The organism is Aeromicrobium piscarium (assembly GCF_007421815.1).
In the GTDB taxonomy this organism is placed as follows: domain Bacteria; phylum Actinomycetota; class Actinomycetes; order Propionibacteriales; family Nocardioidaceae; genus Aeromicrobium; species Aeromicrobium piscarium.
On sequence record NZ_VLNT01000002.1, the window covers coordinates 60,313 to 85,275 of the forward strand.

The following is a 24,963-nucleotide window of genomic DNA, read 5'->3' on the forward strand; positions in this document are numbered from 1 at the left end:
TCAACCACCGATCTGGCTCATCGACCGCTCCGGGGCCTCGAAATGCTCGTCGATGCCGTGGCCCGCGGGCTTGCCCCACATCGCCTCACGCCACAGGTCGGCGATCGCGTCGTCGTCGGCGCCCTCACGCAACGGGCCCAGCAGGTCGGTCTCGGTGCGCGCGAACAGGCAGTGGCGGATGGTGCCCTGCGAGGTCAGTCGCGTGCGCCGGCAGTCGGCGCAGAAGGGCTCGCTGATCGAGGCGATGATGCCGATCGTGCCGCGCGCAGTTCCGTCACCGCCCAGCACCTCGAAACGCTCGGCCGGTGCGCCCTCGCGAGGGGCGGGGTGCGGACGCAGCCGATACCCCGCGTCACCGAGGATCTCGCGGACACGAGCGGCGGGCACAAAGGTGCGTGCGTCCCACACTCGGTCGGCGTCGAGCGGCATCTGCTCGATGAACCGCAGTTCGAAGTCGCGGTCGAGACACCATTCGAGAAGCTGTGCGGCATCCTCGCCGTCGTTGATACCCGGCATGAGCACCGCGTTGACCTTGATCGGCGAGAGACCCGCCACTTCAGCGGCGTCGATGCCCTCCAGCACACGTGGCAGCAGCGAGCGCCGGCTGAGCAGCTGCGCGTGGGTCGGGTCCAGGGTGTCGAGGGAGACATTGATCCGCTGCAAGCCCGCGTCCACGAGTGCCTGGGCTCGCGAGGCCAGGCCGACGGCATTGGTGGTCAGGCTCAGATCGACATCGAGTTCTGCGAGATCGCCGACGATCTCGATGAGATCGCGGCGCAGCAACGGCTCCCCGCCGGTCAGCCGGACGGATCTGACACCCAGGTCACGGACGGCGATGCTCGTGAGGCGGGCGATCTCGGCCCGCGTCATCAACGCTTCGTCGGGAGCGAGCGGCAGTCCTTCCGCCGGCATGCAGTAGGTACAGCGCAGATTGCATCGCTCGGTCAGCGAGATGCGCAGGTCGTCGGCGACCCTGCCGTGACGGTCGGCCAACGGACGCGCCACGGGGTGAGGGAGCATCGCTGAGGCAGCCATGGATCCAGTATGACCCAGGACACCAGGGCGCCCCGCCGGGCACTCACCGCGCGTCGTCGCTGGTCTCGACGATGACCGTCGTGGCCTTGACGACCGCCACCGCCACGGCCCCTGGCTCGAGCCCGAGTTCACGCACCGATTCGGTGCTCATCAACGAGACCACGCGATGCGGTCCACACTGCAGCTCGACCTGTGACATCACCGTGTCGCTCACGACCTCGGTGACGATCCCCACGAAGCGATTGCGCGCCGACCGCGCGACGCCGAGTCCGTCCGAGGGCACGACCGCGTGCTCTCGTGCGTAGCGGCCGAGACTCGCACCGTCGACCGAGGCCGGCGATCCCCCACCCGATTCCAAGGCGCCCGAGGACAGCAATCGCCGGACCGTGTCGTCGCTGACTCCGAGGAATCTCGCCGCCTCGGCCACGCGGATCTGCGTCATGGCGCCTGAGTCTAGGGTCCGAGCGGGATCCTCGCTCGGCCGACCGTGGGCGGTGGGCCACGCACGTCTCACCACCGTCGAGAGGTGCGCAGCCCACCGCCCACCGTGACCAGAGGTGCGCAGCTCACCGCCCACCGTGACGAGGCCCGCTAGGCCGGATAGGTCGTGACCTCGGTGGCCTTCACCACGGCGAAGACCTCCGTTCCCGGCACCAGGCCCAGTTCGGCGAGAGCTCCCGCCGTCACCTCGGCGCTCATCTCGGCACCCCCGGGGCCGTCGACGCGCACCCGCACGGTCGCCCCACGCGGCTCCAGCTCGCGGACCCTCGCCGGGAGCACGTTGCGGGGGCTGCCGACCGGGGGCTCGAGGTAGAGGGCCACCGCCCGTGGAGCGAAGGCGGCGATCGCCGGCTGTCCCGGATCCACCGCGATGTGGGCAGCACCGTGCATCTCGGCCCCGCCCGTCGACCGCACACCGTCCTTCGTGGCGGTTCCGGGCCACAGGTTGACATCGGCGATCGACGCGCCGAAGGTACTGCGCGGTCGGGCGAGCACGTCGGCGGTCGGCCCCTCCTCAGCCACCCCACCGTCCTCCAACACGACCACCCGGTCGGCGAGGAGCAGCGCATCGAGCACATCGTGCGTGACGATGACCGACGTCCGGTCGGCCAGGACCCGGCGCAGCATCTGGCGCACCGAGGGCACCATGGTGACGTCCAGCGCGGCCATCGGCTCATCGAGCAGCAGCAACCGCGGCTCGGCGGCGAGAGCGCGGGCCACCGAGATGCGTTGAGCCTGCCCTCCGGAGAGCTGCGACGGCTTACGCCCGGCGTACTCGCCGGCCCCCACCTCGTCCAACCAGCGTCGGGCAGCCTCTCGTGCCGCACGTCGCGGCACGCCCCTACTGCGAGGCCCGAAGGCGACATTCTCGGTCACCGTCAGATGGGGGAACAGCAGGGCATCCTGTGCCAGCAGCGCGATACCCCGGGCGTGGGGCTGCCGCCATAGTCCCCGTCCCCCGGTGTCCACGTCGAACAGCGTCTCGCTGCCGAGGCGCGCGCTGCCCCGATCGGGACGCAAGGTCCCCGCGATCGTGGACAGCAGCGTGGACTTGCCGGCGCCATTGGGACCGAGCACCGCGACCGTCTCTCCGTCCGCGACCTCCAGCCGCAGATCCACTCCCCGCTCCTCGAGGAGAATCTCGCACTCCAATGCCGGCGTATCAGTCACATCTGCCCCCTCGACCCACGCACGAGGCCGATGACGAGCACCGCCACCACCACGAGAACCAGTGACAGCGCCACCGCGGCGTCCGGGTCGACCTCGCGCTGCAGGTAGATCTCCAGCGGCAAGGTGCGCGTCACACCCTGCAGGCTGCCCGCGAAGGTGATCGTGGCGCCGAACTCCCCCAGCGCCCGCGCGAAGGCCAGGATCGCGCCGGAAGCGAGGCCCGGCAGCACCAACGGCAGGGTCACGCGCCGCAAGACGGTGGTCGGCTTGGCGCCGAGGGTTGCCGCCACGATGTCGTAGCGTTGGCCCGCCGTGCGCAGCGTGCCCTCGAGGCTGACCACGAGGAAGGGCAGCGACACGAAGGTCTGAGCGAGCACCACCGCCGCGGTCGAGAAGGCGATCTGGATACCGAGGACCTCCAGGTGCTCACCCAGCAGGCCGCGGCGACCGAAGGTGTAGAGCAGGGCGATGCCACCGACGACCGGGGGGAGCACCATCGGCAGCAGCACGAGCGAACGCAACACCGACTGACCCGCGAAGCGGGTCCGGACGAGCACGATCGCCATCGGCACGCCGAGGACGAGGCACGCCACCGTGCTGATCGAGGCGGTGATCAGGCTCAACCTCAAGGCTGCGACCGATGACTCGGAGGTGATCAAGGAGATGAACTGCGACCAGTCGACGCGAGCCATCAAAGCGAGCAGCGGGAGCAGCACGAAGGCCGCTCCCGCCACCGCGGGGACATAGACCCAGGCCGGGAGGCCGGAGTACTGAGGGGATCTCACGTCACTCAGACTGCACGAAGCCCGCCTCGCCGAGCACCTCCTGGCCCATGGGGCCCAGCACGAAGTCGACGAAGCGCTGAGCCACGTCGCCGTGCTCGCTGTCGGAGAGGACCGCAATCGGGTAGTCGTTGACGGCCTCAGCGGCCTCCGGGAAGGAGATGCTCTCCACCGCATCCCCTGCGCCCACAGCATCCGTGACGTAGACCAGCCCGGCGTCGGCCTCCCCGGAAGTGACCTTGGCGAGCACGTCGGTTACGGCGGACTCCTCGCTGGACGGACTCAGGGTGACACCCGAGCTCTCCTCGACCTCCTTGGTGGCGGCGCCGCACGGCACCTCGGGAGCGCAGATGACCAGGGTGACGTCCTCGGCGGCCAGGTCCTCGAAACCCTCGATGTCCTTCGGATTGCCCGGAGCGGTGACGATCTGCAGCGTGTTGGCGGCGAACAACGTCGGCTCGCCCTCCACCAGGTCATCGCCGGTCGCCTTCTCCATGTTCTTCTCGTCGGCTGAAGCGAAGACATCGGCCGGAGACCCGTTCTGGATCTGCGCCACCAGATCGGAGGACCCCGCGAAGTTGAACTCGACCGAGACTCCTTCGTTCTCCGCCTCGAATCTCTCACCCAGCTCGGTGAAAGTACTGGTCAGCGATGCCGCGGCGAAGACGGTCAGCGTGACCTGCTCGGTCTCCGCCTCGCTCGAGGCCTCGTTGTCTCCATCGCCACCGCACGCGCTCAATCCGCCGATCAGCGCGAGAGCTGCGGCGGCGCCCAAGAAACGTCTCATAGGCGATGATTCTACGCATATGCGATAGATCTGGCCGATTCGACCCGCAGGTGCGATCCCCTGTCGTCCGTCGCGGCACGACCGGTAGCGTTCGGACATGACCGTGAGCCTGGAAACACATCGCACCGAGGTCGAGCGACTGCTGGCCCTCGCCGACCAGAGACGCCGGGCCCGGCCGGCGGACTCGTGCTCCCTCCCCCAGGCGCTCGGCCGCCGACTTGCCCGAGATGTCGCCGCACCTGAGGACGTCCCCGCCTTCGACAACTCCCAGATGGACGGATTCGCCGTCCGGAGTACGGACTTGCGGTCGGCGAAGACCGCACCGGTGACGCTCCCGGTCGCGGCGCCCATCGCCGCTGGCGCATCGGCCGGCTCCCTGACGCCCGGCACAGCCGCCCCGATCATGACCGGGGCGCCGATTCCCGCAGGCGCCGACGCCGTGATCCCGATCGAGCGAACCCGGCCCGGCGATTTCTCCGCCCCTGAGGTCACCTTCGACGCCCCTGCCCCCGGGGGACAGTACGTCCGTCCCCGCGGCGATGACATCCGCGCCGGTGCGGTCCTCATGCCTGCCGGCACCTCGATCTCGGTGGCGGGCATCGGTGCGCTCACCGGGGGCGGCCTGACGTCGGTCGAGGTCGAGCCGACTCTGCGGATCGCGATCATCAGCACCGGTGACGAGATCGCCAACGGCCAGATCCCGGACTCGAACAGCGCGGCACTCGCCGCTGCCTGCGCCGAGATCGGAGCGCACGTCGATCGCTTCATCTGCTCGGACTCCCCGCACGAGTTCGACGAACTGCTCGATCGCCTCGACCACGACCTCGCGCTCACGATCGGCGGGGTCAGCGCCGGCGCCTACGAGGTCGTGCGCCAAGCCCTCTCCCCGCTCGCCGACGCATGGTTCGATCACGTTCCCCTCCAACCAGGCGGCCCCCAAGGTCGCGCCGTACGCGCCGGACTGCCGATCCTGTGCCTCCCGGGCAATCCGGTCAGTTCGCTGGTGTCCTTCGAGTTGTTCATCCGTCCTGGGCTCGCACGTCGATGCGGGCAGGTCGATCCTGATCGCCCTCGTGGCACAGCGCCTCTGGCTGCGCCGCTGACCTCGATCCCCGGCAAGCTCCAAGTGCGGCGCGGGACCCTCGACGAGCACGGAGAGGCGCGGGTGATCGGTGGAGCGGGCTCGCATCTGCTGGCCGCCTACGCTGTGGCCACCCACCTGATCTTCGTGCCCGCCGAGATCGAGGAGTTAGCGGCCGGCGATACAGTGGCGTGGTGGAGGATCGCAGCGCTCTGAGCCATTACCGGGACGACGGCTCGGCACATATGGTCGATGTCTCGGCCAAGGAGTCCACGACTCGCACCGCGGTGGCCGAAGGCCGTTTCGTGACGCGCCCCGATGTGGTCGACCAGATCACCGACGGCCGACTCCCCAAGGGTGAGGCACTCGCCACCGCACGCATCGCCGGTGTGCTCGCCGCCAAGCAGACTCCCACGCTCATCCCCCTCTGTCATCCCCTGCCGTTGTCGAAGATCGAGATCGACCTCCTTCCCGAGACCGATACGGTCGTCATCCGCGCCACCGTCCGCACGACGGCTCCGACCGGGGTCGAGATGGAGGCGATGACGGCGGTGAGCGTGGCGGGACTGACGCTCTACGACATGGTCAAGGCCGTCGATCGCGCGGCCTCGATCGAGGGCATCCGGGTGATCTCGAAACAGGGCGGCACGCACGACTGGGAGGCCGGGGATGCGTGAGCCCACCGGCCTCGTCGTCGTGGCCTCCACCAGTGCCGCGCACGGCGAGGCCGAGGACCGCACCGGCCCGGTGATCGCCGACTGGCTTCGCGAGCAGGGGGTGTCCTGCGGCGATCCGGTGGTGGTGCCCGACGGGCCTCCGGTCGAGACCGCGCTGCGCGATGCCGTCGGCGGCGGCATCGCGGTGGTGCTGACGACCGGCGGGACCGGCATCACCGTGGATGATCTGACTCCCGAGGCCACCGACGCCGTGTTGGAGCGACCGTTGCCTGGAGTCGCCGAGGCGATGCGGGCCCGTGGTCTCGAGGCGACACCCTTCGCGGCGCTGTCCCGAGGACGCGCCGGCGTCGCGGGGCGGACCTTCATCGCGAATCTGCCGGGCTCGCCTGGAGGGGTCCGTGACGGCCTGGAGGTCCTCGAGCCCCTGGTGCATCATCTCCTGGCGCAGCTCGGACATCTCACCGACGACGACCCGCACCCACCCCGAGGAGAAGACCGATGAGCGTTCAGCTGGCCGATATCTGGGACGACGACCTCGAGCTCGACCAGCTCGTCGCCCTCGTCGGCACCCCCGGGCACGGCGCAGTGGCGACCTTCACAGGCTGTGTACGCGATCACGACGGCGGCCGGTCGGTGACCCGCCTGGTCTACGAGGCACATCCAGAGGCGGTCGCCCGTCTGCAGGCGTCGGCGGCACGGATCGCCGAACGCGGGGTCTCCGTGGCGGTCCTGCATCGGACCGGGAGCCTGGCGATCGGCGATGCGGCGATCGCCGCTGCGGTGTCCGCCCCGCACCGCAGCGAGGCCTTCGCCGCGATCGCCGACCTCATCGACGATGTCAAGGCGACCGTCCCGATCTGGAAGCACCAGTTCTACGCCGACGGATCGGACGACTGGGTCAACTCGCCCTGAGCTTCGACACGACACCAGCCCGCATCGGCCTGCCAGGCCAGTCCAGCACGTTCCAGACGATTCAAGGCACGCAGTGCATGGGACGTGCCGATGCGCAGCCGTCGCGCCAGTTCCGCGGGAAAAACCGGGACGCGATCGAGCGCATCGAGCACAGCTCCGGCGACCGGGTCGGGCAGCTCGCTACCGCCGACCTGCGCGGAGAAGCCGAGGAGCTCGGCCACGACATCGGTGCCGCTGCCGACGAGAACGGCTTTGCCGCCGCGGATCGCCTCGTGCGTGCCCTGCGACTGCGCTGAAGTGATGGGCCCCGGTACCGCCATCGTGACCCGACCCAGCCGATCAGCCCAGTGCAGCGTGTTCAGCGAGCCGCTGCGCCGGGCCGCCTCCACGACGACGAGTCCGTCGCTCAGGGCCGCGATGAGCCGATTGCGCGCGAGGAAGCGCGAGCGGGCCGCCGGCGCACCCGGCGGGTACTCCGAGATCACCACCCCGCGCTCGGCGATGCGTCCGAGGAGGGAGGCGTGGGCGCGCGGATAATCCAGGTCGGCCCCGCAGGCGAGGACGGCGATGCCCGGATCGCCCACCAGGATCCCGCCGCGATGGGCTGAGGCATCGATGCCGAAGGCCGCACCGCTGACGATGCTGAATCCGGCATCGGCACCCACCGCCGCGATATCCGCCGCGGCCTCGGCACCGTAGGTCGTGCAGTCGCGGGCGCCGACGACGGCCAGAGCATGGTCGCTGAGGAGCCGAAGGTCCCCCGTGCCTCGGCACCACAGCCCGAGGGGTGCGCCTGCCGCGCCCGATGCCCCCTCGGTGTGCTGGAGGTCGCCCAGCTGCACCGGCCACTCCTCGTCCTCGGGCGTGACCCATCGCACCCCGTTGTCGCGACCGCCACTCTCGACCCCGGCACGATCACGTTCCGCCCGTCGCAGGCCTCTAATCCACGTCTCGGGCCAGCTTGCGGTAGGCGACCTGAGCCGCTCCAGCAGCCCGATGGCACCGCCCGAGGCCTCGAGCGCGGACGGCAGTCGCGGATCACCGGGCTCGACCGCCAGGGAGAGCAGCAGCCGCGCCTCCCGCACATGTTCGCTCGCGTCGCCCATGTCAGGCTGCCTGCAGTCGCTCACGCAGTGCCCCACCGATCGACGTGCCCCTCCGCAGGGCGAGCGCGGTACTGACGTCGTCATCGTCCGGCTGCTCGTGACCGACCAGATCCGCCACGGTCCACGCCACCCGCAGCACCCGGTCGGCCGCCCGAGCACTGAGCTTGCCGCCCTGGAGCTGCTGCTCGAGCACGGCCCTGGCGGGGGTGGTCGGTGGGAGCTCCTTGCGGATCACGACACCTGAGACCTCGCTGTTGAGCCGGGCGCCGTACGGCTCCAGACGCAGCCGTTGACGATCCCGCGCGGAGCCGACATCTTCCGCCCATCGCGCACTCGTTCGCCGGCACGCCAGGCTCTCGGCGAGCTCCGGGCGGGTGGGAGCGCGCAGCACCCGATGCAGGTCGATCCGGTCACGCACCGGCCCGCTGATCTTGTCACCGTATCGGCGGCGCTGCACCGGAGTGCACTCGCACCGTTCGACGACCGAACCGCTGTAGCCGCACGGACAGGGATTGGCGGCCAGCACCAATTGGAAGCGCGCCGGGAACACCGCCGTCTGCGCGGCTCGTGAGACGACGACCGTGCCGCTCTCCAGGGGCTGACGGAGAGCATCGATGACATTGATCGCGAACTCCGGAGCCTCATCCAAGAACAGAATCCCTCGGTGCGCGAGACTCATCGCGCCGGGACGGATCTGCCGGCTGCCTCCACCGACGATCGCCGCGGCGCTGGCCGAGTGATGCGGATCGATGAACGGCGGACGGCTCAGCAGCGGGGCGTCCGCGGGCAGCACCCCCGCGACCGAGTGGACCGCGCTGACATCGAGCGAGGCGGCCAGGTCCAGATCGGGCAGCAGGGCCGGTAGGCGTTGGGCGAGCATCGTCTTGCCGATGCCGGGAGGCCCGGTCATCGCCACATGGTGGCCGCCTGCCGCCGCGATGACCGTCGCGAGTCGAGCGTCGTCCTGTCCGGCGACATCCGCCAGATCGAGCTGGTCGACCCGACGGCTCGACCATCCCGCCTCTTGCGTGGTCTCCAGCGGCTCGACCGGTGGGTCGTCCGCCGGGGGTTGCTCGCCGGTCAGCACCGCGATCACGTGACGCAGCGATCGCACCCCGAGCACCTCGACTCCGGGGACGAGGCCCGCCTCGGCCGCATTGGCCTCCGGCACGACGACTCGCTCGACCCCGGCTTCGGCCGCCGCCAAGACCGCCGGCAGCACCCCGCGGATGGCGCGGACACGGCCGTCCAGCGCCAGTTCACCGAGGAAGACCGTGTCGGCGCATCCCTCCGCGGGAACGAGGCGCTTGGCCATGAAGACGGCCACGGCGATCGCCAGATCGTAGTGGGATCCGTTCTTGGGGAGCGAGGAGGGCGCGAGGTTGATGGTGACCCGATGCTCGGGCCAGCCGGTGCCGGAGTTGACGACGGCCGAGCGCACGCGGTCTCTGGCCTCGCTGACCGTCGCATCGCCGAGCCCGACGATGACCGTGCCGGGCATGCCCGAGGAGACATCGACCTCGACCTCGATGGGGCGTCCACGTAAGCCGTCGAGGGCGACGGACCGGGTCGCGCCGGCCATCAGGCGACTCCCGCCACACGCTCGACACGTGGGGCGCCCCGCGCCGGGACCACCACCGCGACCACGTCGATCCGCACCGCCGGCGGATGCAGCCCGCTGACCTCGAGCCAGTGCGCCGCGAGCCGTCGTAGCGTGGCCGCCTTGCGAGGACCCACTGCCTCCAACGGCGTCCCGAAGGCGTCTCCCGACCTGGTCTTGACCTCACAGATCACCAGCGTGTCGCCGTCGCGCGCGACGATGTCGATCTCACCGAACCGCGAGGTCCAGTTGCGATCGAGCACCACCATGCCCGCTTCTCGGAGGAAGTCGTACGCGAGCCGTTCCCCATAGGCGCCCAGCGCCTTGTTCCGTGCGTAGGTCATGCAGCGATCGTGCGGCCGCAGCGGCCCTCGGACCAGACCCGTCCGCGGATCTGTGGACGACCGAACGCCACGTCGATCCTGTGGACGAACCGCCATCCGCCGTGTGCGTCAGCGCGCGAACATGCTCCGCACGCGCACCCACAACGGATCCCCTGCGCCGAGCCCGTTCGCCAGGCGCATGGGGCCGGCGATCAGACCGCCACCGCAGAATGTCGCCAGCAGCGCGAGATAGAGCGCCGCGGCACCGTACGCCGCGTTCTCACCGAATCCGAGCGAGAGATCCCGCGGCGAGACGAAGGAGACGATCGCGACACTCCACGCGCAGACCGCCAGGAGCGACACGAGGCTCGCCAGCGCGATCCGCGCGAAGATCGGCGGCTCGACGTTCACCGTGCGGGCCGCGACCCAGCCTCCGAGGCTCGTCGAACGTTCACCCGATCGGAAGGGCACCACGACCCAGGCGGCAGCCGCGCGTGTGAGGACACGGCCCGTGCGCCGTAACCGGACGAGCACGACGACACCGCACGGCGCCATGAGCAATGCCACGAGTCCGATCACGAGATCCTCCCCGCGAGGAAGGACCCGCCAGGCAACAGACAGCCCGGCGAAGAGGACGGCGACGCATCCGCCTCCAGCCGCCGCCGCGAAGGCCACGACGCCCACGAGCAGACGGGACCAGCGCTCATAGTCCGCGCGCAGGCGGCGCACCGCCTGGTCGGTCTCCCACGCGCTCGCGTCACCGGTTTCCGGCCCTCTCAAGAACGCGCGCGACTCCGGAAGGAGGAAGGAGAAGGACACCGTCTCCTGCTAGTCGCTCTCAGGCAGTTTGAAGTCCGAGTCCTGGAGCTCTTCGACGTTGACGTCCTTGAAGGTCAGCACCTTGACATTCTTGGCGAACCGAGCGGGGCGGTAGATGTCCCACACCCACGCGTCGGCCATCGTCACCTCGAAGTAGGCGTCGCCGGTCTCCGAGCGCACCTTCACATCGACCGCATTGCACAGATAGAAGCGTCGATCGGTCTCCACGACGTACTTGAAGATCCGCACGACATCGCGGTACTCCCGGTACAGCGCAAGCTCCATCTCGGTCTCATAGCGTTCGAGATCCTCAGCGCTCATGCCGCCACCACCTCAACGAATCGAGGGCGGCATGGGATAGTCCCGAAACTTCGCTCGCTACGTTCGCTCATGGCTGCCCTCCTGTCGCGGTCATCGCCGCTTGAACGTTGACGTACGTCATCCGATGCTCCGCACACGGACCGTGTTCGCGCAAGGCCTGCTCGTGCCGCGCGGTCGAGTATCCCTTGTGCACCGCGAATTCGTACTGCGGGTACTTCTCGTGCAGATCCACCATGATCCGGTCGCGCGTCACCTTGGCGATGATCGACGCCGCCGCGATCGACGCGGAGACCCGGTCGCCCTTCCACACGGCGAGTCCTGGTGTGCCCAGGCCGTCGACGCTGAATCCGTCGGTCAGCACATAGGCGGGGACGATCTCCAACCGGGCGAGAGCGCGACGCAGAGCTGCCACATTGGCGCGATGCAGCCCCAGGCGATCGCACTCCCCCGGCTCGACCACGACGACCGACCAGGCGCGCGCACGTCGAGTGATGAGCTCGAAGCAGGACTCGCGACGCTTGGGGGTGAGCAGCTTGGAGTCGGCCAGGCCGTCGATCGGCTTGTCGAGCACGGCCGCGGCGGCCACCAGCGGCCCCGCACAGGCTCCTCTGCCCGCCTCGTCGACACCCGCGATCGGCGTCAACCCACGGCGGATCAGCGCCCGCTCATAGCCGTACAGGCCGGCATCGCGGCGGATTGTGGGCCCGGAGAGGAGTGTGGTCACGGCACCTTCTCGAAGGCGTCGGTCCCTCCGATGAAACCGAAACGGCTGAACGGCCAGACCCGCAGCCAGGCCTTGCCGACGACATCGTCCTCGCGGATGAATCCGCCGCCGGGATCACCGAGGTGGTAACGGGAGTCCGAGGAGTTGCCTCGATTGTCGCCCTGGACCCACAGATAGCCCTCCGGCACCTCCACCTCGAAGGTGCGATCGGCATTCGCCTCGGCATCGGCGAGGTACGGCTCGTCGATGGATTCGCCGTTGACCTGCAGCCGGCCTTCGTCATCGCAGCAGGAGACCGTGTCTCCCCCGACGCCCACGACGCGCTTGATGAGATGCCCGCCGGAGGGGTACAACCCGATGACCTCGAGCGAGCGCTGGACGATATTCCCCGGCCCTGCCGACTCGGCGGAGCCGAGCCAGCCCCCCGGATCGTCGAAGACGATGATGTCTCCGCGCTTCGGATCGCCGGTCCAGTAGGAGACCTTCTGCACGAGCAGCTTGTCGTCGATCTGCATCTCCGGCTCCATCGAGGCGGAGGGGATGTAGAACGCCTGGACGAAGAAGGTCTTGACGATGACGGCCAGCACGACTGCCGTCACGATCAGCAGGATCGACTCCTGCCACACAGGCAGCTGGCGCTTCTCGGTCGTCACTCGATGAAGCGTACCGGGCACCTAGACAACGCTGTCGGGGGCACGCTGGAACGCGAGACGACCCCGCCGCGGCGGGGTCGTCTCGGGTAGGGAACGCGGAGGTCAGTCCTCGCGCTTCTCCTTGATCTTGGCAGCCTTGCCGCGCAGGTTGCGCAGGTAGTACAGCTTGGCGCGACGGACGTCACCGCGCGTCGCGACCTCGATCTTGTCGATGACCGGGGAGTGAAGCGGGAACGTACGCTCCACGCCGACACCGAAGCTCACCTTGCGGACGGTGAAGGTCCGTCCGACGCCCGAGCCCTGCACCTTGATGCAGACACCCTGGAACACCTGCACACGCGAGCGGTTGCCCTCGACGATGTTGACGTGGACCTTGAGCGTGTCGCCGGCGCGAAACTCGGGGATGTCGCTGCGCAGCTGGCTGGCAGCGATCTGATCGACGACATTGGTCATGACTGCTCCTCATCGATGCCACAGGTCACCGACGGATTCGATGAACGATATTGGACGGTGCTGCAAGCGACGGGTCTCCCCTGTGGCAGAGGCGTCGGCACCGAGGGTCCATTCTGCCACAGCAGTCGATGACCTCGGTAATCGGCATACCGCTCCGTAGCCGCGAAGCGATGATGCGTCGTGGCCGCCCTCGCGACCACGACGCATCATCGTTCTTTCACCCGCAGCGTATGCGGGGGCTCTGGAGGTCAGTCGAACTTGTATCCCTCGCCGTGCAGCGCGAGGTCGATGCCGGCGATCTCGTCCTCCTCCTTGGCCCGGAAGCCGATCATCGCGTCGATCAGCTTGCCGAGCGCGTACGCGATGACGAAGGAGTAGACCGCCACCGCGACGGCCGGGACAGCCTGCACGATCAGCTGATCGATGCCGCCGCCGTTCAGCAGTCCGGAGCCGCCGCCCTGCAGCGCCACGCCATCGCCATTGGGCTCCCAGGAGACGAAGCCCAGGTAGATGCAGCCGATGAAACCGGCCACGAGGTGCAGTCCGACCACGTCGAGCGAGTCGTCGAAGCCGAGCTTGAACTTCAGGTCGATGGCGAAGGCACAGACGGCGCCCGCGATGAGACCGAGCACGATGGCCGCCAGCGGTGTGAGATTGAAGCAGGCGGGCGTGATCGCGACCAGGCCCGCGACGACACCCGAGGCGGCGCCGACCGCGGTCGCCTTGCCGTCCTTGAAGTGCTCGACCACGATGAAGCCGATGATGCCGGCGGCCGGAGCCGCGATGGTGTTCAGGAAGATGATGGCACCCGAGCCGTCGTCCTCGGCGGCGCCCGCATTGAAGCCGAACCAGCCGAACCACAGCACCGCGGCGCCGATCAGCACTAGCGGGACATTGTGCGGTGCCGAGTCCTCCTTGCTGAAGCCCACGCGGCGCTGGCCGAGGACGATGGCGAGAGCGAGCGCTGCCGCACCGGCGCTGATGTGCACGACGGTGCCGCCGGCCCAGTCCATCACGGCTCGTCCGCCGACCTCGAACTGCTCGATCCAGCCGCCGCCCCAGACCCAGCCTTGGGAGGGGAAGTAGACGATCGTCGCCCAGAGGCCGGCGAACAGCATCCACGGGAAGAACCGGGCGCGATCAGCGACAGCTCCGGAGATCAGCGCCGTCGTGATGACCGCGAAGGTCGAGCCGAAGGCGATGCCGGCCAGGTCCGCCGGGGCCTCCTGCGCGGTAGTGGTGAGCCCGAAGTCGGAGAACGGGTTGCCGACCAGGAGGCCGATACCCTCGCCGCTCAAGGTGCCCAGGTTGTTGCCGTAGAGGATCCACAGCACGAAGACCAAGCCCATCGCGCCGAAGCTGAGCATCATCATCGAGACGACGCTCTTCGCCTTGACCAGACCGCCGTAGAAGAAGGCCAGTCCGGGGGTCATGAACAGAACAAGGGCCGCGGTGACCAGCAGCCAGATCGTTCCGGGTTCCATATCAACCTCTTTGCGTGTCGGTGAAGGTACAGCCTCGACACGGCGGCGCTGCCGTGACTGGCACTGCACCGATGCTCATCGGACGCGGTTACGAACTCCCGCCGCGGCTGTTTCAGCGCGGTAACACGAAACGCGTTGAGGTTAAATCTAGGTGGCCTGCCCCGGGAGTTCGCCCCTCATGCGTGTTCACCAGGACGCCTGGATCCTTGGGTGGTGGCCTACGCACCCCTCACCTCCTTGGGTGGTGGCCTACGCACCCCTCGAAGCCGACGAGAGGTGCGTGACTCACCGCTCGAGGTCCGGGCGGCGCGCTCGGGTGCGCTCGACGGCCTGCTCATGGCGCCAGCGCGCCACATTGCCGTGGTGACCCGAGAGCAGCACCTCCGGCACGTCGCGCCCGCGCCAGCTGGCGGGTTTGGTGTAGACGGGGTACTCGAGCAGGCCATCGGCGTGCGACTCCTCGACCAGGGAGTCGGGGTTGCCCATGAACCCCGGGATCAGCCGCACCACGGCCTCCGTGATCGCCAGCGCGGCGACCTCTCCCCCGTTCAGCACGAAGTCCCCGAGGGAAAGCTCCGCGAGCCGCCAGCGATCGGCGATCTCATCGATGACACGTTGATCGATGCCCTCATAGCGTCCGCAGCAGAAGACCAGGTGGCGCTCTGCGCTCAGCGCGGCCGCGCGACCCTGATCGAAGACCTCGCCCGAGGGTGTCGGGACGATGACCACGCTCTCCTCGGTGCAGACGGAATCGAGCGCCTCACCCCAGGGCTCGGGGCGCATGACCATGCCTGCGCCACCGCCATAGGGAGTGTCGTCGACCGTGCGGTGACGATCGTGCGTCCACTCGCGTAGATCGTGGACCTGGATGTCGAGCAGCCCTCGCTCGCGAGCTCGCCCTGGCAGCGACAGGGCGAGTGGATCGAGGTACTCGGGGAAGATCGTGATGATGTCGATGCGCACGCCGGTCAGGCCCCTTCGGGACGCGAGACCTCGGCGGTGTCGGGATCGAGCAGCCCCGGGACGTCCACGACGACCACACGGCCGCCGTCGAGATCGACCTCGGGGACCAGCGCCGCGACGAAGGGCACCAGCACCTCAAGTCCGGACGCGTCGATCGCCAGGGTGTCGTGGGCGGGCAGATGCACGACATCGGTCACGACGCCGATGGGCGCTCCCGCCTCGGTGACGGCGTCCAGCCCGATGAGCTGACGGTCGTAGAAGGCGTCCTCTTCGTCGGGCAGTTCGTCGGGATCGATGCGAGCCTCCAGCACGCTGCCCCGCAACGCCTCGGCCGCGGTGCGGTCGGCGACTTCCTGGAACTTCACGATGAAGCGTCCAGAATGCGGCCGCGCGGACGCCACGGTCAGGGTCCCGTCCCCGCAAACGACCGACGAGCCCGGAGCGAAACGTCGCTCGGGCTCGTCGGTGCGGACGTCGACCGTGACATCGCCGCGCACGCCGTGCGCTCGGCCGATCCGGCCGATGACGACCAGCATGGCCGGGTCAGCGCTGGCGGTCGACGTCGACGAAGTCGATCCGCGCGCCGCCCGACCCGGCGATGGCCGAGCTGACGGTGCGGATCGCTGTGGCGGTGCGTCCCCCGCGGCCGATCACCTTGCCGAGGTCATCGGGATGGACCCGGACCTCGTACAAGTCACCGCGCCGGGTCTGCTTGGTGCGGACCGTGACGTCGTCGGGATGCTCGACGATGCTGGCGACGAGGTGCTCGACGACCTCCCGCAGGGGCGCACCCATGATCACTCGGCCTCGGGAGCCGGGGTCTCGTCGGCCGGAGCCTCGGCAGCGGGCTCAGCGGCCTTCTCCTCGGCCTTCGGCTTGCTCTTGCCCGTCGTGGCACCCTTCTTGGGCTCGCTGTGGAGCTCCTTGAGGGCGGCGTCGAACAGGTCGGCCTTGTTCGGCTTGGGCTCGGGCTGCTTCAGGGTCGCCTGCCCGCCGATGTCACCGGTCAGCTTGAGGATCGCGGTGACGGCCTCGGTCGGCTGAGCGCCGACACCGAGCCAGTACTGCGCGCGCTCGGAGTCGACGTGGATCGTCGAGGGCTCGGTCTTGGGGTTGTACGTGCCGATCTCCTCGATCACGCGACCGTCGCGCTTGGTGCGCGCGTCGGCGATGACGATGCGGTAGAACGGGGTGCGGATCTTGCCCATCCGCTTGAGGCGAATCTTGACTGCCACGGGTGTGGTGTCTCCTTGTGATCTGAGCTGTCGGTGACGACGCCACGGCATGTGGGGCAGGCCGCGCGACGTCGGGGGGCCGGACCGTGCAGTTGAGAGGGACCGCATGGCACCGGACGCAAGGCACCATTGTGCCAGAGGAGCACGGCGGCTCCAAACACCCCCTGACGCCCGGAGCCCGAACCGCGAGCGGTGGCTGGCGGCGAGCCGTCAACACCCGGGAGCCCCGGGTGGTTGACCACGCACCGCAATCCTGACCGGGCCGACGGCGGTGAGCCATCCCGCACGTCAGGCGACCGAGTACGTGACAACTCGCCGCTCCCGCCGCCGGACTCAGCTCGCGGGAGCGGCGAACTGCGCGGCGTAGAGGCGCTGGTACGCCCCGCCGGCCTCGATGAGCTCGTCGTGGGTGCCCTGCTCGACGATCGCCCCGTGCTCCATCACGACGATGTGGTCGGCGTCGCGGATGGTGGAGAGTCGATGAGCGACGACGAAGCTCGTGCGACCGCTCCGCAGCCGCGTCATCGCCTCCTGGACGAGGGTCTCGGTGCGCGTGTCGACCGAGCTGGTGGCCTCATCGAGGATCAGGATCGCCGGGTCCGCGAGGAAGGCGCGGGCGATGGTCAGCAGCTGGCGCTGTCCGGCGCTCACTCCCCCACCGTCGTCGTCGATACGGGTCTCATAGCCGTCGGGCAGGGTCCGCACGAAGTGGTCGACGTGGGCGGCCTCGGCGGCACGGGCGATATCGTCCGGTGACGCGTCCTCGGCACCGTACGCGATGTTCTCGCCGATGGTGCCGGAGAACAGCCAGGTGTCCTGCAGCACCACGCCGAACTGATCGCGCAGGTCGGCACGACGCAGCTCGGCGATGTCGACTCCGTCGAGCGTGATGCGCCCGGCGTCGAGATCGTAGAACCGCAGCAGCAGATTGGTCAGCGTCGTCTTGCCCGCACCGGTCGGCCCGACGATCGCGATCGTCTGGCCCGGTTCCGCGACGAGGGAGAGATGCTCGATGAGCGGTTCGTCGGTATAGGAGAAGGACACATCGTCGAAGACGACGCGTCCGCGGACGGGCTGGACCGGTTCGCGCGCGTCGATCTCGGTGGGTTCGCGAGGCTCGTCCAGGAGCCCGAAGACCCGCTCTGCCGAGGCGAGACCGGACTGCAGCAGGTTGATCATCGCCGCGACCTGAGTCAGCGGCTGAGTGAACTGGCGCGAGTACTGGATGAACGCCTGCACCGAGCCGATCGACAACGTGCCCGATGCCACGCGGACTCCCCCGATGACCGCGACGAGCACGTAGTTCAGGTTGGACACGAACATCATCACCGGCTGGATGACACCGGAGATGAACTGTGCTCGGAAGGAGGCATCGAACAAGGCGCCGTTGCTGGCGTCGAACTCCTCGCGTGCCCGCTCACGCCGTCCGAACACCTTGACGACCTCGTGACCGGTGAAGGTCTCCTCGACGTGCGCGTTGAGGCGACCGGTCTGGGTCCACTGGGCGATGAACTGGGGTTGCGAACGCTTCATGATCTGTCCGGTCACCACGATGGCCACCGGGATCGTGACGACCGCGATGACGGTCAGCAGCGGCGAGATCGTCAGCATCATGATGAGAGTGCCGAGGACCATCAGCAGGCTGGTGAGCATCTGGCTGAGCGTCTGCTGCAGCGACTGCGCGACATTGTCGATGTCATTGGTGGTGCGCGACAGGATCTCGCCGCGCTCCTGGCCGTCGAGATAGGACAGCGGCACGTGATGCACCTGGTCCTCGACATCGCGGCGGAGTCCGGCCACCATGCGCTGGACCGCGGTGGTGGCGAGTACACCTTGGAACCAGGTGAACAGCGAAGCCACGAGATAGAGCGCGACCGCGCCGAGCAGCACCCACGCGAGAGCCGTGAAGTCGATCCCGCGGCCGGGAGTCAGATCGACGGAGCCAATGAGCTGCGCGAGGCGGTCGTCGCCCTGCTGTCGCAGCTGCTCGACCACCTCTTCCTTGGTGGCCCCCTCGGGAAAACGGCTGGAGAGGAATCCGTCGAAGACGAGGTCGGTGGCATGTCCGAGGATACGAGGACCCACCACCGAGAGCGCGGTGCCGATGAACCCGAATGCCACGATGCCCCAGACGACGACGCGCTCGGCGAACAGTCGTCGCAGCAGCCGCGCGAAGGTGCCGCGGAAGTCGGCCGGTTTGGCCGGCGGCCCAGCCTGGTGGCTCATGCCGCCTCCTGCTCGCTCAGCTGGGAGAGCACGATCTCGCGATACACCTCGTTGTCCTCCATCAGTTCGGTGTGCGTGCCCGTGCCGACGACATTGCCTCGGTCCATCACGACGATCCGGTCGGCATCGCGGATGGTGCTGATCCGCTGCGCCACGATCACCACCGCCGCCTCGGCCGTCACGGGCCGCAGCGCTCGGCGCAGGGCGGCATCGGTGGCGAAGTCGAGGGCGGAGAAGGAATCGTCGAAGAGATAGAGGAGCGGACGCTTGACGAGAGCGCGAGCGATCGCCAGGCGCTGACGCTGCCCGCCGGAGACATTCGAGCCGCCCTGGCTGATCGGAGCCTCGAGACCACCGGGCATGCGTTCGACGAAGTCGCGTGCCTGGGCGATCTCGAGTGCCTCCCACAGCTCCTCGTCGGTCGCGTCCGCGCGCCCGAATCGCAGATTGGAGGCGACCGTCCCGGTGAACAGCATCGCCTTCTGGGGTACGAGCCCCATCACCGCCCAGACATCGGCCGGGCGCAGATCGCGCAGATCGCGACCATCGAGGAGGACCGCGCCGCCGGTGACATCGAAGAGCCGGGTCATCAGGCCGAGGACCGTCGACTTGCCGCTGCCCGTGCCGCCGACTATCGCCGTGGTCTCGCCGGGGCGCACGACGACCGAGGCGTGCCGGACCACGTCGTGCTCGGCGCCCGGATAGCGGAACGAGGCATCGTCGAGGTCGAGCCTGCCCTGGGTGATGGCGACCGCGGGGATGTCGGGGCTCACGTCGATGACCGGCTCGGTGTCGAGGACCTCCGTGATGCGCTCGGCGGAGACCTCGGCGCGGGGCCACAGCATGAAGATGAAGGTGGCCATCATGACCGACATCAGGATCTGGATCAGGTAGTTCTGGAAGGCCGTGAGCGCACCGATCTCCAAGTCGCCGGACTCGATGCGGTGGGCTCCCCACCAGATCGCCAGCACGACCGAGAGGTTCATGATGCCCATCAGCAGCGGGAAGAAGATGCTCATGAGCCGGCCGGCGGAGATCGCCACATCGCGGTAGGCCGTGTTGGCGTCGCCGAAACGCTCGGTCTCGTAGCGTTCCTTGACGAATGCGCGGATGACGCGGATGCCGGTGATCTGCTCGCGCATGATCCCGTTGATCCCGTCGATCCGGCTCTGCATGAGCCGGAAGAGCGGGCGCATCCGACGGATGATGAGCGACAGGGTGATGACGAGGACCGGCAGGACGATGACCAGCACGCCGGAGAGCTGCACATCCTGACGGAGCGCCATCACGATGCCGCCGATCCCCATGATGGGCGCGACGAGCAGCATCGTGAGTCCCATGAACAGCAGGAGCTGCACCTGCTGGACGTCGTTCGTGGAGCGGGTGATGAGGGTCGGCGCGCCGAACTGCGACATCTCGCGCGCGCCGAAGCCGTCGACGGCCCCGTAGACGCCGGCACGCAGATCGCGTCCGACGCCCATCGCCACCTTGGACCCGATGTAGACCGCGACGATATTGGTGATCACCTGCACGACGGTGACGGCGAGCATCAGCCCGCCGACCCGCCAGATGTACCCGACATCACCCTGGGCGACACCGTCGTCGATGATGTCGGCGTTGAGGCCCGGCAGATACAGGGTGGCCAGGGTCTGCACCAGCTGGAAGACCGCGACCCAGGCGATCGCACCACGATAGGGGCGCAGATGCCTGCGCAGGAGTCCGATCAGCACCTGGTCAGCCTACGCCCGGGCACCGACGGTTCCCGTCTGATGGAACCCTCCGGCCGGAGAGGCCCGAGCCGCCCCGCCCTCGGGCGGTGACCTACACACTCCTGCGCCGAGTGGCGCCCGAACCGAGAGGTGAGTGACGCACCCCTCAAGCCGTCCGAGAGGTGCCTAACTCACCGCCCTCCAAACCGAGAGGTGCGTAGGTCACCGCCCCGGTGGGCGATGGCGACCCTAGACGACGAGATCGAGGGCGACGACGATGATCAGGCCGGTCACCGAGAGCACGGTCTCCATGATCGACCACGACTTGATGGTCTGGCCGACCGAGAGCTTGAAGTACTCCTTGACCAGCCAGAAACCGGCGTCGTTGACGTGCGAGAAGAACACCGACCCCGCACCGATCGCCAGCACCAGCAAGGAGACCTCCCCTGCCGCCAGGTCACCGGCGATCGGTGCCATGATGCCGGCAGCCGTCACCGTGGCGACCGTCGCCGAGCCCGTCGCCAGGCGGATCAGCACCGCGACACCCCATGCCAGCACGACCACTGAGAACCCGCTGTCGCTGACCCAGTCGGCGATCACACCCGCGATGCCGGTATCCACCAGAGTCTGCTTGAAGCCGCCGCCCGCACCCACGATCAGCACGATCCCCGCGATCGGAGGCAGCGACTTCTCGATGCTGCCCATGATGTCGCCCCACGACATGCCGCCACCACGCCCCAGGGTCGCCATCGCCACCAGCACCGCCAACAAGAGGGCCACGAAGGGGGTGCCGATGAAGTCGAGCGCCGACTTCAGCACACCCTCCTGGCCCACCACGTCCGCGAGCGTCTTGCCGAGCATCAGCACGACCGGCAACAGCACCGTCGCCAAGGTGAGCGCGAAGGACGGACGCTTGCCGCCCCGCTCGTCACTGCTGTCGAAGAGCTCCGGCGGCGGAACATCGACCCATCGGGCAGCGACCTTCGCGAACAGCGGACCAGCGACGATGATCGTGGGGATCGCCGCGAGCACGCCCAGACCGAGGGTCAACCCCAGGTCCGCGTCGAGGGCGTCGACGGCCGCGAGCGGACCCGGATGCGGTGGCACGAAGCCGTGCATCGCCGAGAGACCGGCCAGCGCCGGGAGCCCGAGGGCGATCAGCGACTTGTTGCTGCGCCGCGCCACCAGGAAGATGACCGGCATCAACAGCACGAGACCGATCTCGAAGAACATCGGCAGACCGATGATCGCGCCGATCGCCGCCATCGCCCAGGGCAGCATCCGGTCGCTGGAACGACCGATGATCGTGTCCACCACCTGGTCCGCGCCCCCGGAGTCGGCCAGCAGCTTGCCGAACATCGCGCCGAGCGCGATCAGCGTGCCGACACTCGCGACCGTGTCCCCGAGACCTCCGGAGAAGCTCTCGACCACATCGGCCATCGGCTGACCGGCCACCGCTCCCACCGTCAGCGAGCCGAGGATCAGGCCGAGGAAGGGATGGAACTTGAAGAAGGTGATGAGCACGACGATGACGGCGATACCGATCAACGCGGCGATGATCAGCTGGACGCTCCCCGCGGCGGGCGTCACCGGGTCGGCGGTGAACAGGTCGGTGATCATGCTGACCTCTCAGGGATGCGATAGCGACGCAGGAACGCACGGGCGATGTCGTCCGGCGGCAGGGTGATGTCGAAGACTCCGCCGTTCTCGTCGGCGGCGAGCTGCTCCAACGTGTCCTCCTGGGACTGCAGGAGCGATGCCGGCATGAAATGGTCCCTATGCTCCATCCGCTCACGGATGAGATCGTGATCGCCGACCAGGTGCAGGAAGATCGTCCGCGGAGCGTGCCGGGTCAGCACGTCCCGGTAGGCGCGACGCAATGCCGAGCAGCTGATGATGCCACCGGTCTCGTCGTGATCGGCCAGCCATCGACCGATGTCCTCCAGCCACGGCCACCGATCCTCGTCGGTCAACGGGGTCCCCTCGGACATCTTGGCGATATTGGCCGGAGGGTGAAAATCATCGCCATCGGCGTACTCGATGCCCACGAGATCGGCGACGGCGTGTCCGACCGCGGACTTCCCGACCCCCGAGATACCCATGACCACCACGAGCGGTGCTGCTGTCATGGTGCTGACATTAGGACCGCGGCAGGCGAAGCGCCACCACCGCGCGAGAATCAGTCCTCGAGGGCTGCCACGACGGCGCGTTCGAGATCCTCGAAGGCCGTCAACTCGACGACCTCGCCGTCGACGAAGAAGGTCGGCGTGCCCTCGACACCGAGGGCACGACCTTCCTCGAAGTCCGCGGCGACCCGCATCACCGTGGCGTCATCGGCGACCGCGGCATCGTAGTCGTCGAGATCCAGTCCGATCTCCGCAGCCAGCTGGCGGAAATAGGGTGTCTGGTCGACAGCACTGGTGCCGTGCCATTCCTCCTGCGTCTCGAGCAGCCGCGCATACATCTCCTCGAAGCGGTCCTGCTCCCCCGCCGCCTCAGCGGCCAGCGCGGCCGGTACCGAGTTCGGATGGCCCGGCATCGGGAAATAGCGAACCGCGAACGCGATACGGCCCTCGTAGTCCTCGCGCAGCTGCTCGACATGTGGGTAGAACGCGCGACAGACCTCGCACTCGAAGTCGATGAACTCGACCACCGTGACCGACGCGTCGTCGGGCCGATCGAGGAAACGTGTGTCGTCCGCGATGAGCGACGCATCGGCCGGCGAGATCGGCGCGTCCTCGCGGGGTTCGGACGAACTCTGCGACCAGACCCCGATACCGCCGATGACGGCGACCACCGCGATCACCACCGCGATCCCGATGAGGATGCGATTGCGAGGTGCCGTCACAGCAGGTCTCGCAGCTCCTTGGGCAGCTCGAAGTCGTCAGCGCCTCCTTGCGGGAAGCCGAACGCTCCGGCGCCGTTGCCCGGCTCCTTGGGCTGCTCGGACGCGGCTGCCGCACGCTTGGCGGGGTTGCCCGAGACCTTCTTGCCCTTCTTGCCCTTCTTGGCCTGCGGCTTCTGCTTGGCGCCCGCACGCTTGCTGACACCCGGCATGCCCGGCATCGGCCCCATGCCCGGCATGCCCGGCATTCCACCGCCCTTGGCCATCTTCTGCATCATCTTGCTGGCCTCGAAGAAGCGCGTCACCAGCTGGTTGACGTCGCTGACCTGCGTACCGGAACCCTTGGAGATCCGGGCTCGGCGGGAGCCGTCGATGATCTTGGGATTCTCGCGCTCGGCGGGGGTCATCGAGCGGATGATCGCCTTGATCTTGTCCATGTCGCGCTCGTCGAAGTTGGCCAGCTGGTCCTTGAACTGGCCCATGCCGGGCATCATGCCCAGCAGCTTGGTCATCGAGCCCATCTTCGCCAGGGCTTCCATCTGCTGCAGGAAGTCCTCGAGGGTGAAGGTGCCGCCCGCGACCTTCTCGGCGGCGGCCTGCGCCTGATCGGCGTCGAAGGCCTTCTCGGCCTGCTCGATGAGGGTGAGGACATCGCCCATGTCCAGGATGCGCGAGGCCATCCGGTCGGGATGGAAGACATCGAAGTCGTCGAGCTTCTCGCCCGTCGAGGCGAACATGATCGGGCGGCCGGTGATGGAGCGGATCGACAATGCCGCGCCACCGCGGGCGTCGCCGTCGAGCTTGGACAGCACGACACCGGTGAAGTCCACACCCTCGGCGAAGGCCTCGGCCGTGGTGACGGCGTCCTGACCGATCATCGCGTCGATGACGAAGAGGACCTCGTCGGGATTCACCGCGTCGCGGATGTCCGAGGCCTGCTTCATCAGCTCGGCATCGATACCGAGACGTCCGGCGGTGTCAACGATGACGACATCGTGCAAGGTCCGCTTGGCCTCGGCGATCGCATCGCGGGCGACTTGCACGGGGTTGCCGACCCCGTTGCCCGGTTCAGGGGCGAAGACCGTGACCCCGGCCTGCCCACCGACGACCTGGAGCTGGTTGACCGCGTTGGGTCGCTGCAGATCCGCCGCGACGAGCATGGGCGAGTTGCCCTGCGCCTTGAGCCAGCGGCCGAGCTTGCCGGCGAGCGTGGTCTTACCGGCGCCTTGCAGGCCGGCGAGCATGATGACGGTGGGCGGGTTCTTGGCGAACTGCAGTCGCCGTGTCTCCCCACCCAGGATCGAGACGAGCTCCTCGTTGACGATCTTGATGACCTGCTGCGCCGGGTTCAGCGCCTGGCTGACCTCCGCGCCGCGGGCGCGCTCCTTGACGTTGCCGATGAAGGCGCGCACGACGGGCACCGCCACGTCGGCGTCGAGCAACGCGACCCGGATCTCCCGGGCGACCTCGTCGATGTCGGCCTCGGACAGCTTGCCCTTGCCGCGGAGCGTCTTGAACGCCGACTGCAGCCGGTCTTGGAGCGAATCGAACATAGGG

At 68.4% G+C, this 24,963-nt stretch carries 28 protein-coding genes; 4 read left to right on the plus strand and 24 right to left on the minus strand.

What is annotated here, in order from left to right; genetic code table 11:
• The 5 genes from moaA to modA all read right to left on the minus strand — a co-directional run bounded on the left by moaA (position 1) and on the right by modA (position 4,275).
• Positions 1-1,035 (minus strand): GTP 3',8-cyclase MoaA, encoded by a 1,035-nt coding sequence (gene moaA / locus FNM00_RS03120; protein WP_143911558.1) that lies wholly within the window; start codon positions 1,033-1,035, stop codon positions 1-3.
• Positions 1,036-1,078: 43 nt separating this feature from the next.
• Entirely contained in the window at positions 1,079-1,477 is a 399-nt protein-coding gene (locus tag FNM00_RS03125) for a TOBE domain-containing protein (protein WP_143911559.1), read from the minus strand.
• Between the two features lie 149 nt (positions 1,478-1,626).
• Complete coding sequence (locus FNM00_RS03130) at positions 1,627-2,706, minus strand: sulfate/molybdate ABC transporter ATP-binding protein (protein WP_246065044.1); 1,080 nt, start codon at positions 2,704-2,706, stop codon at positions 1,627-1,629.
• On the minus strand, positions 2,703-3,491 hold the full coding sequence (locus FNM00_RS03135) for an ABC transporter permease (protein ID WP_246065045.1): 789 nt from the start codon (positions 3,489-3,491) through the stop codon (positions 2,703-2,705). The genes FNM00_RS03130 and FNM00_RS03135 overlap by 4 nt, the downstream gene beginning before the upstream one ends.
• A 1-nt stretch (position 3,492) precedes the next feature.
• Positions 3,493-4,275, minus strand: a complete 783-nt coding sequence (modA, locus tag FNM00_RS03140) for a molybdate ABC transporter substrate-binding protein (protein WP_143911560.1) — start codon at positions 4,273-4,275, stop codon at positions 3,493-3,495.
• A 97-nt stretch (positions 4,276-4,372) separates the two neighbouring features.
• On the opposite strand from modA, the gene FNM00_RS03145 reads away from it, so the two are divergent.
• The 4 genes from FNM00_RS03145 to FNM00_RS03160 are packed head-to-tail and all read left to right on the plus strand — an operon-like array spanning position 4,373 to position 6,945.
• The gene (locus FNM00_RS03145) at positions 4,373-5,572 is read left to right on the plus strand and encodes a molybdopterin molybdotransferase MoeA (protein ID WP_143911561.1); all 1,200 of its coding nucleotides are present in this window, start codon (positions 4,373-4,375) and stop codon (positions 5,570-5,572) included.
• Positions 5,548-6,033, plus strand: a complete 486-nt coding sequence (gene moaC, locus FNM00_RS03150) for a cyclic pyranopterin monophosphate synthase MoaC (protein ID WP_425456793.1) — start codon at positions 5,548-5,550, stop codon at positions 6,031-6,033. Before FNM00_RS03145 ends, moaC begins: the two co-directional genes overlap by 25 nt.
• A complete protein-coding gene (locus FNM00_RS03155) occupies positions 6,026-6,535 on the plus strand; it encodes a MogA/MoaB family molybdenum cofactor biosynthesis protein (RefSeq protein WP_143911563.1) in 510 nt (169 codons plus the stop codon). Before moaC ends, FNM00_RS03155 begins: the two co-directional genes overlap by 8 nt.
• Entirely contained in the window at positions 6,532-6,945 is a 414-nt protein-coding gene (locus FNM00_RS03160) for a molybdenum cofactor biosynthesis protein MoaE (protein ID WP_143911564.1), read from the plus strand. Before FNM00_RS03155 ends, FNM00_RS03160 begins: the two co-directional genes overlap by 4 nt.
• Here FNM00_RS03160 and dprA read toward each other — a convergent pair.
• The 19 genes from dprA to ffh form a co-directional block, all read right to left on the minus strand.
• A complete protein-coding gene (gene dprA, locus FNM00_RS03165; protein ID WP_143911565.1) occupies positions 6,906-8,051 on the minus strand; it encodes a DNA-processing protein DprA in 1,146 nt (381 codons plus the stop codon). The genes FNM00_RS03160 and dprA overlap by 40 nt on opposite strands.
• A 1-nt stretch (position 8,052) precedes the next feature.
• Positions 8,053-9,633 carry a YifB family Mg chelatase-like AAA ATPase gene (locus FNM00_RS03170; RefSeq protein WP_143911566.1) on the minus strand — a complete coding sequence of 527 codons (1,581 nt, stop codon included), beginning with the start codon at positions 9,631-9,633 and terminating at the stop codon, positions 8,053-8,055.
• Positions 9,633-9,995 carry a YraN family protein gene (locus FNM00_RS03175; protein ID WP_143911567.1) on the minus strand — a complete coding sequence of 121 codons (363 nt, stop codon included), beginning with the start codon at positions 9,993-9,995 and terminating at the stop codon, positions 9,633-9,635. Before FNM00_RS03175 ends, FNM00_RS03170 begins: the two co-directional genes overlap by 1 nt.
• Before the next feature lie 108 nt (positions 9,996-10,103).
• Positions 10,104-10,793 carry a hypothetical protein gene (locus tag FNM00_RS03180; protein WP_143911568.1) on the minus strand — a complete coding sequence of 230 codons (690 nt, stop codon included), beginning with the start codon at positions 10,791-10,793 and terminating at the stop codon, positions 10,104-10,106.
• Between the two features lie 9 nt (positions 10,794-10,802).
• Positions 10,803-11,114, minus strand: a complete 312-nt coding sequence (locus FNM00_RS03185; RefSeq protein ID WP_087624844.1) for a DUF2469 domain-containing protein — start codon at positions 11,112-11,114, stop codon at positions 10,803-10,805.
• Positions 11,115-11,181: 67 nt separating this feature from the next.
• Complete coding sequence (locus tag FNM00_RS03190) at positions 11,182-11,838, minus strand: ribonuclease HII (RefSeq protein WP_143911569.1); 657 nt, start codon at positions 11,836-11,838, stop codon at positions 11,182-11,184.
• Positions 11,835-12,491 carry a signal peptidase I gene (gene lepB, locus FNM00_RS03195; RefSeq protein ID WP_246065046.1) on the minus strand — a complete coding sequence of 219 codons (657 nt, stop codon included), beginning with the start codon at positions 12,489-12,491 and terminating at the stop codon, positions 11,835-11,837. The genes FNM00_RS03190 and lepB overlap by 4 nt, the downstream gene beginning before the upstream one ends.
• Before the next feature lie 102 nt (positions 12,492-12,593).
• The gene (gene rplS, locus FNM00_RS03200) at positions 12,594-12,944 is read right to left on the minus strand and encodes a 50S ribosomal protein L19 (RefSeq protein WP_143911570.1); all 351 of its coding nucleotides are present in this window, start codon (positions 12,942-12,944) and stop codon (positions 12,594-12,596) included.
• Positions 12,945-13,192: 248 nt separating this feature from the next.
• Positions 13,193-14,428 carry an ammonium transporter gene (locus FNM00_RS03205; protein ID WP_143911571.1) on the minus strand — a complete coding sequence of 412 codons (1,236 nt, stop codon included), beginning with the start codon at positions 14,426-14,428 and terminating at the stop codon, positions 13,193-13,195.
• Between the two features lie 285 nt (positions 14,429-14,713).
• On the minus strand, positions 14,714-15,391 hold the full coding sequence (gene trmD / locus FNM00_RS03210) for a tRNA (guanosine(37)-N1)-methyltransferase TrmD (RefSeq protein ID WP_143911572.1): 678 nt from the start codon (positions 15,389-15,391) through the stop codon (positions 14,714-14,716).
• Positions 15,392-15,396: 5 nt separating this feature from the next.
• A complete protein-coding gene (gene rimM / locus FNM00_RS03215) occupies positions 15,397-15,927 on the minus strand; it encodes a ribosome maturation factor RimM (protein ID WP_143911573.1) in 531 nt (176 codons plus the stop codon).
• A gap of 7 nt (positions 15,928-15,934) precedes the next feature.
• On the minus strand, positions 15,935-16,186 hold the full coding sequence (locus FNM00_RS03220) for an RNA-binding protein (protein WP_143911574.1): 252 nt from the start codon (positions 16,184-16,186) through the stop codon (positions 15,935-15,937).
• Between the two features lie 2 nt (positions 16,187-16,188).
• Positions 16,189-16,626, minus strand: coding sequence for a 30S ribosomal protein S16 (gene rpsP / locus FNM00_RS03225; protein WP_143911575.1), 438 nt, complete (start codon positions 16,624-16,626; stop codon positions 16,189-16,191).
• A gap of 333 nt (positions 16,627-16,959) precedes the next feature.
• Complete coding sequence (locus tag FNM00_RS03230; protein WP_143911576.1) at positions 16,960-18,852, minus strand: ABC transporter ATP-binding protein; 1,893 nt, start codon at positions 18,850-18,852, stop codon at positions 16,960-16,962.
• On the minus strand, positions 18,849-20,582 hold the full coding sequence (locus FNM00_RS03235) for an ABC transporter ATP-binding protein (protein ID WP_143911577.1): 1,734 nt from the start codon (positions 20,580-20,582) through the stop codon (positions 18,849-18,851). The genes FNM00_RS03230 and FNM00_RS03235 overlap by 4 nt, the downstream gene beginning before the upstream one ends.
• Positions 20,583-20,810: 228 nt before the next feature.
• Entirely contained in the window at positions 20,811-22,181 is a 1,371-nt protein-coding gene (locus FNM00_RS03240) for a GntP family permease (RefSeq protein WP_143911578.1), read from the minus strand.
• Entirely contained in the window at positions 22,178-22,690 is a 513-nt protein-coding gene (locus FNM00_RS03245) for a gluconokinase (protein WP_143911579.1), read from the minus strand. The genes FNM00_RS03240 and FNM00_RS03245 overlap by 4 nt, the downstream gene beginning before the upstream one ends.
• A 50-nt stretch (positions 22,691-22,740) precedes the next feature.
• A complete protein-coding gene (locus FNM00_RS03250; protein WP_185972945.1) occupies positions 22,741-23,409 on the minus strand; it encodes a DsbA family protein in 669 nt (222 codons plus the stop codon).
• Positions 23,406-24,959 carry a signal recognition particle protein gene (gene ffh / locus FNM00_RS03255; protein WP_143911580.1) on the minus strand — a complete coding sequence of 518 codons (1,554 nt, stop codon included), beginning with the start codon at positions 24,957-24,959 and terminating at the stop codon, positions 23,406-23,408. The genes FNM00_RS03250 and ffh overlap by 4 nt, the downstream gene beginning before the upstream one ends.
• Positions 24,960-24,963: the final 4 nt, after the last annotated feature.

What these genes read in the sequence shown, in the direction of transcription:
- moaA (WP_143911558.1), bottom strand. Translation starts at nt 1,035, where the DNA reads ATGGCTGCCTCAGCGATGCTCCCTCACCCCGTGGCGCGTCCGTTGGCC.
- FNM00_RS03125 (WP_143911559.1), bottom strand. Translation starts at nt 1,477, where the DNA reads ATGACGCAGATCCGCGTGGCCGAGGCGGCGAGATTCCTCGGAGTCAGC.
- modA (WP_143911560.1), bottom strand. Translation starts at nt 4,275, where the DNA reads ATGAGACGTTTCTTGGGCGCCGCCGCAGCTCTCGCGCTGATCGGCGGA.
- FNM00_RS03145 (WP_143911561.1), top strand. Translation starts at nt 4,373, where the DNA reads ATGACCGTGAGCCTGGAAACACATCGCACCGAGGTCGAGCGACTGCTG.
- FNM00_RS03155 (WP_143911563.1), top strand. Translation starts at nt 6,026, where the DNA reads ATGCGTGAGCCCACCGGCCTCGTCGTCGTGGCCTCCACCAGTGCCGCG.
- FNM00_RS03160 (WP_143911564.1), top strand. Translation starts at nt 6,532, where the DNA reads ATGAGCGTTCAGCTGGCCGATATCTGGGACGACGACCTCGAGCTCGAC.
- dprA (WP_143911565.1), bottom strand. Translation starts at nt 8,051, where the DNA reads ATGGGCGACGCGAGCGAACATGTGCGGGAGGCGCGGCTGCTGCTCTCC.
- FNM00_RS03170 (WP_143911566.1), bottom strand. Translation starts at nt 9,633, where the DNA reads ATGGCCGGCGCGACCCGGTCCGTCGCCCTCGACGGCTTACGTGGACGC.
- FNM00_RS03175 (WP_143911567.1), bottom strand. Translation starts at nt 9,995, where the DNA reads ATGACCTACGCACGGAACAAGGCGCTGGGCGCCTATGGGGAACGGCTC.
- FNM00_RS03185 (WP_087624844.1), bottom strand. Translation starts at nt 11,114, where the DNA reads ATGAGCGCTGAGGATCTCGAACGCTATGAGACCGAGATGGAGCTTGCG.
- rplS (WP_143911570.1), bottom strand. Translation starts at nt 12,944, where the DNA reads ATGACCAATGTCGTCGATCAGATCGCTGCCAGCCAGCTGCGCAGCGAC.
- FNM00_RS03205 (WP_143911571.1), bottom strand. Translation starts at nt 14,428, where the DNA reads ATGGAACCCGGAACGATCTGGCTGCTGGTCACCGCGGCCCTTGTTCTG.
- rimM (WP_143911573.1), bottom strand. Translation starts at nt 15,927, where the DNA reads ATGCTGGTCGTCATCGGCCGGATCGGCCGAGCGCACGGCGTGCGCGGC.
- FNM00_RS03220 (WP_143911574.1), bottom strand. Translation starts at nt 16,186, where the DNA reads ATGGGTGCGCCCCTGCGGGAGGTCGTCGAGCACCTCGTCGCCAGCATC.
- FNM00_RS03230 (WP_143911576.1), bottom strand. Translation starts at nt 18,852, where the DNA reads ATGAGCCACCAGGCTGGGCCGCCGGCCAAACCGGCCGACTTCCGCGGC.
- FNM00_RS03240 (WP_143911578.1), bottom strand. Translation starts at nt 22,181, where the DNA reads ATGATCACCGACCTGTTCACCGCCGACCCGGTGACGCCCGCCGCGGGG.
- FNM00_RS03245 (WP_143911579.1), bottom strand. Translation starts at nt 22,690, where the DNA reads ATGACAGCAGCACCGCTCGTGGTGGTCATGGGTATCTCGGGGGTCGGG.
- ffh (WP_143911580.1), bottom strand. Translation starts at nt 24,959, where the DNA reads ATGTTCGATTCGCTCCAAGACCGGCTGCAGTCGGCGTTCAAGACGCTC.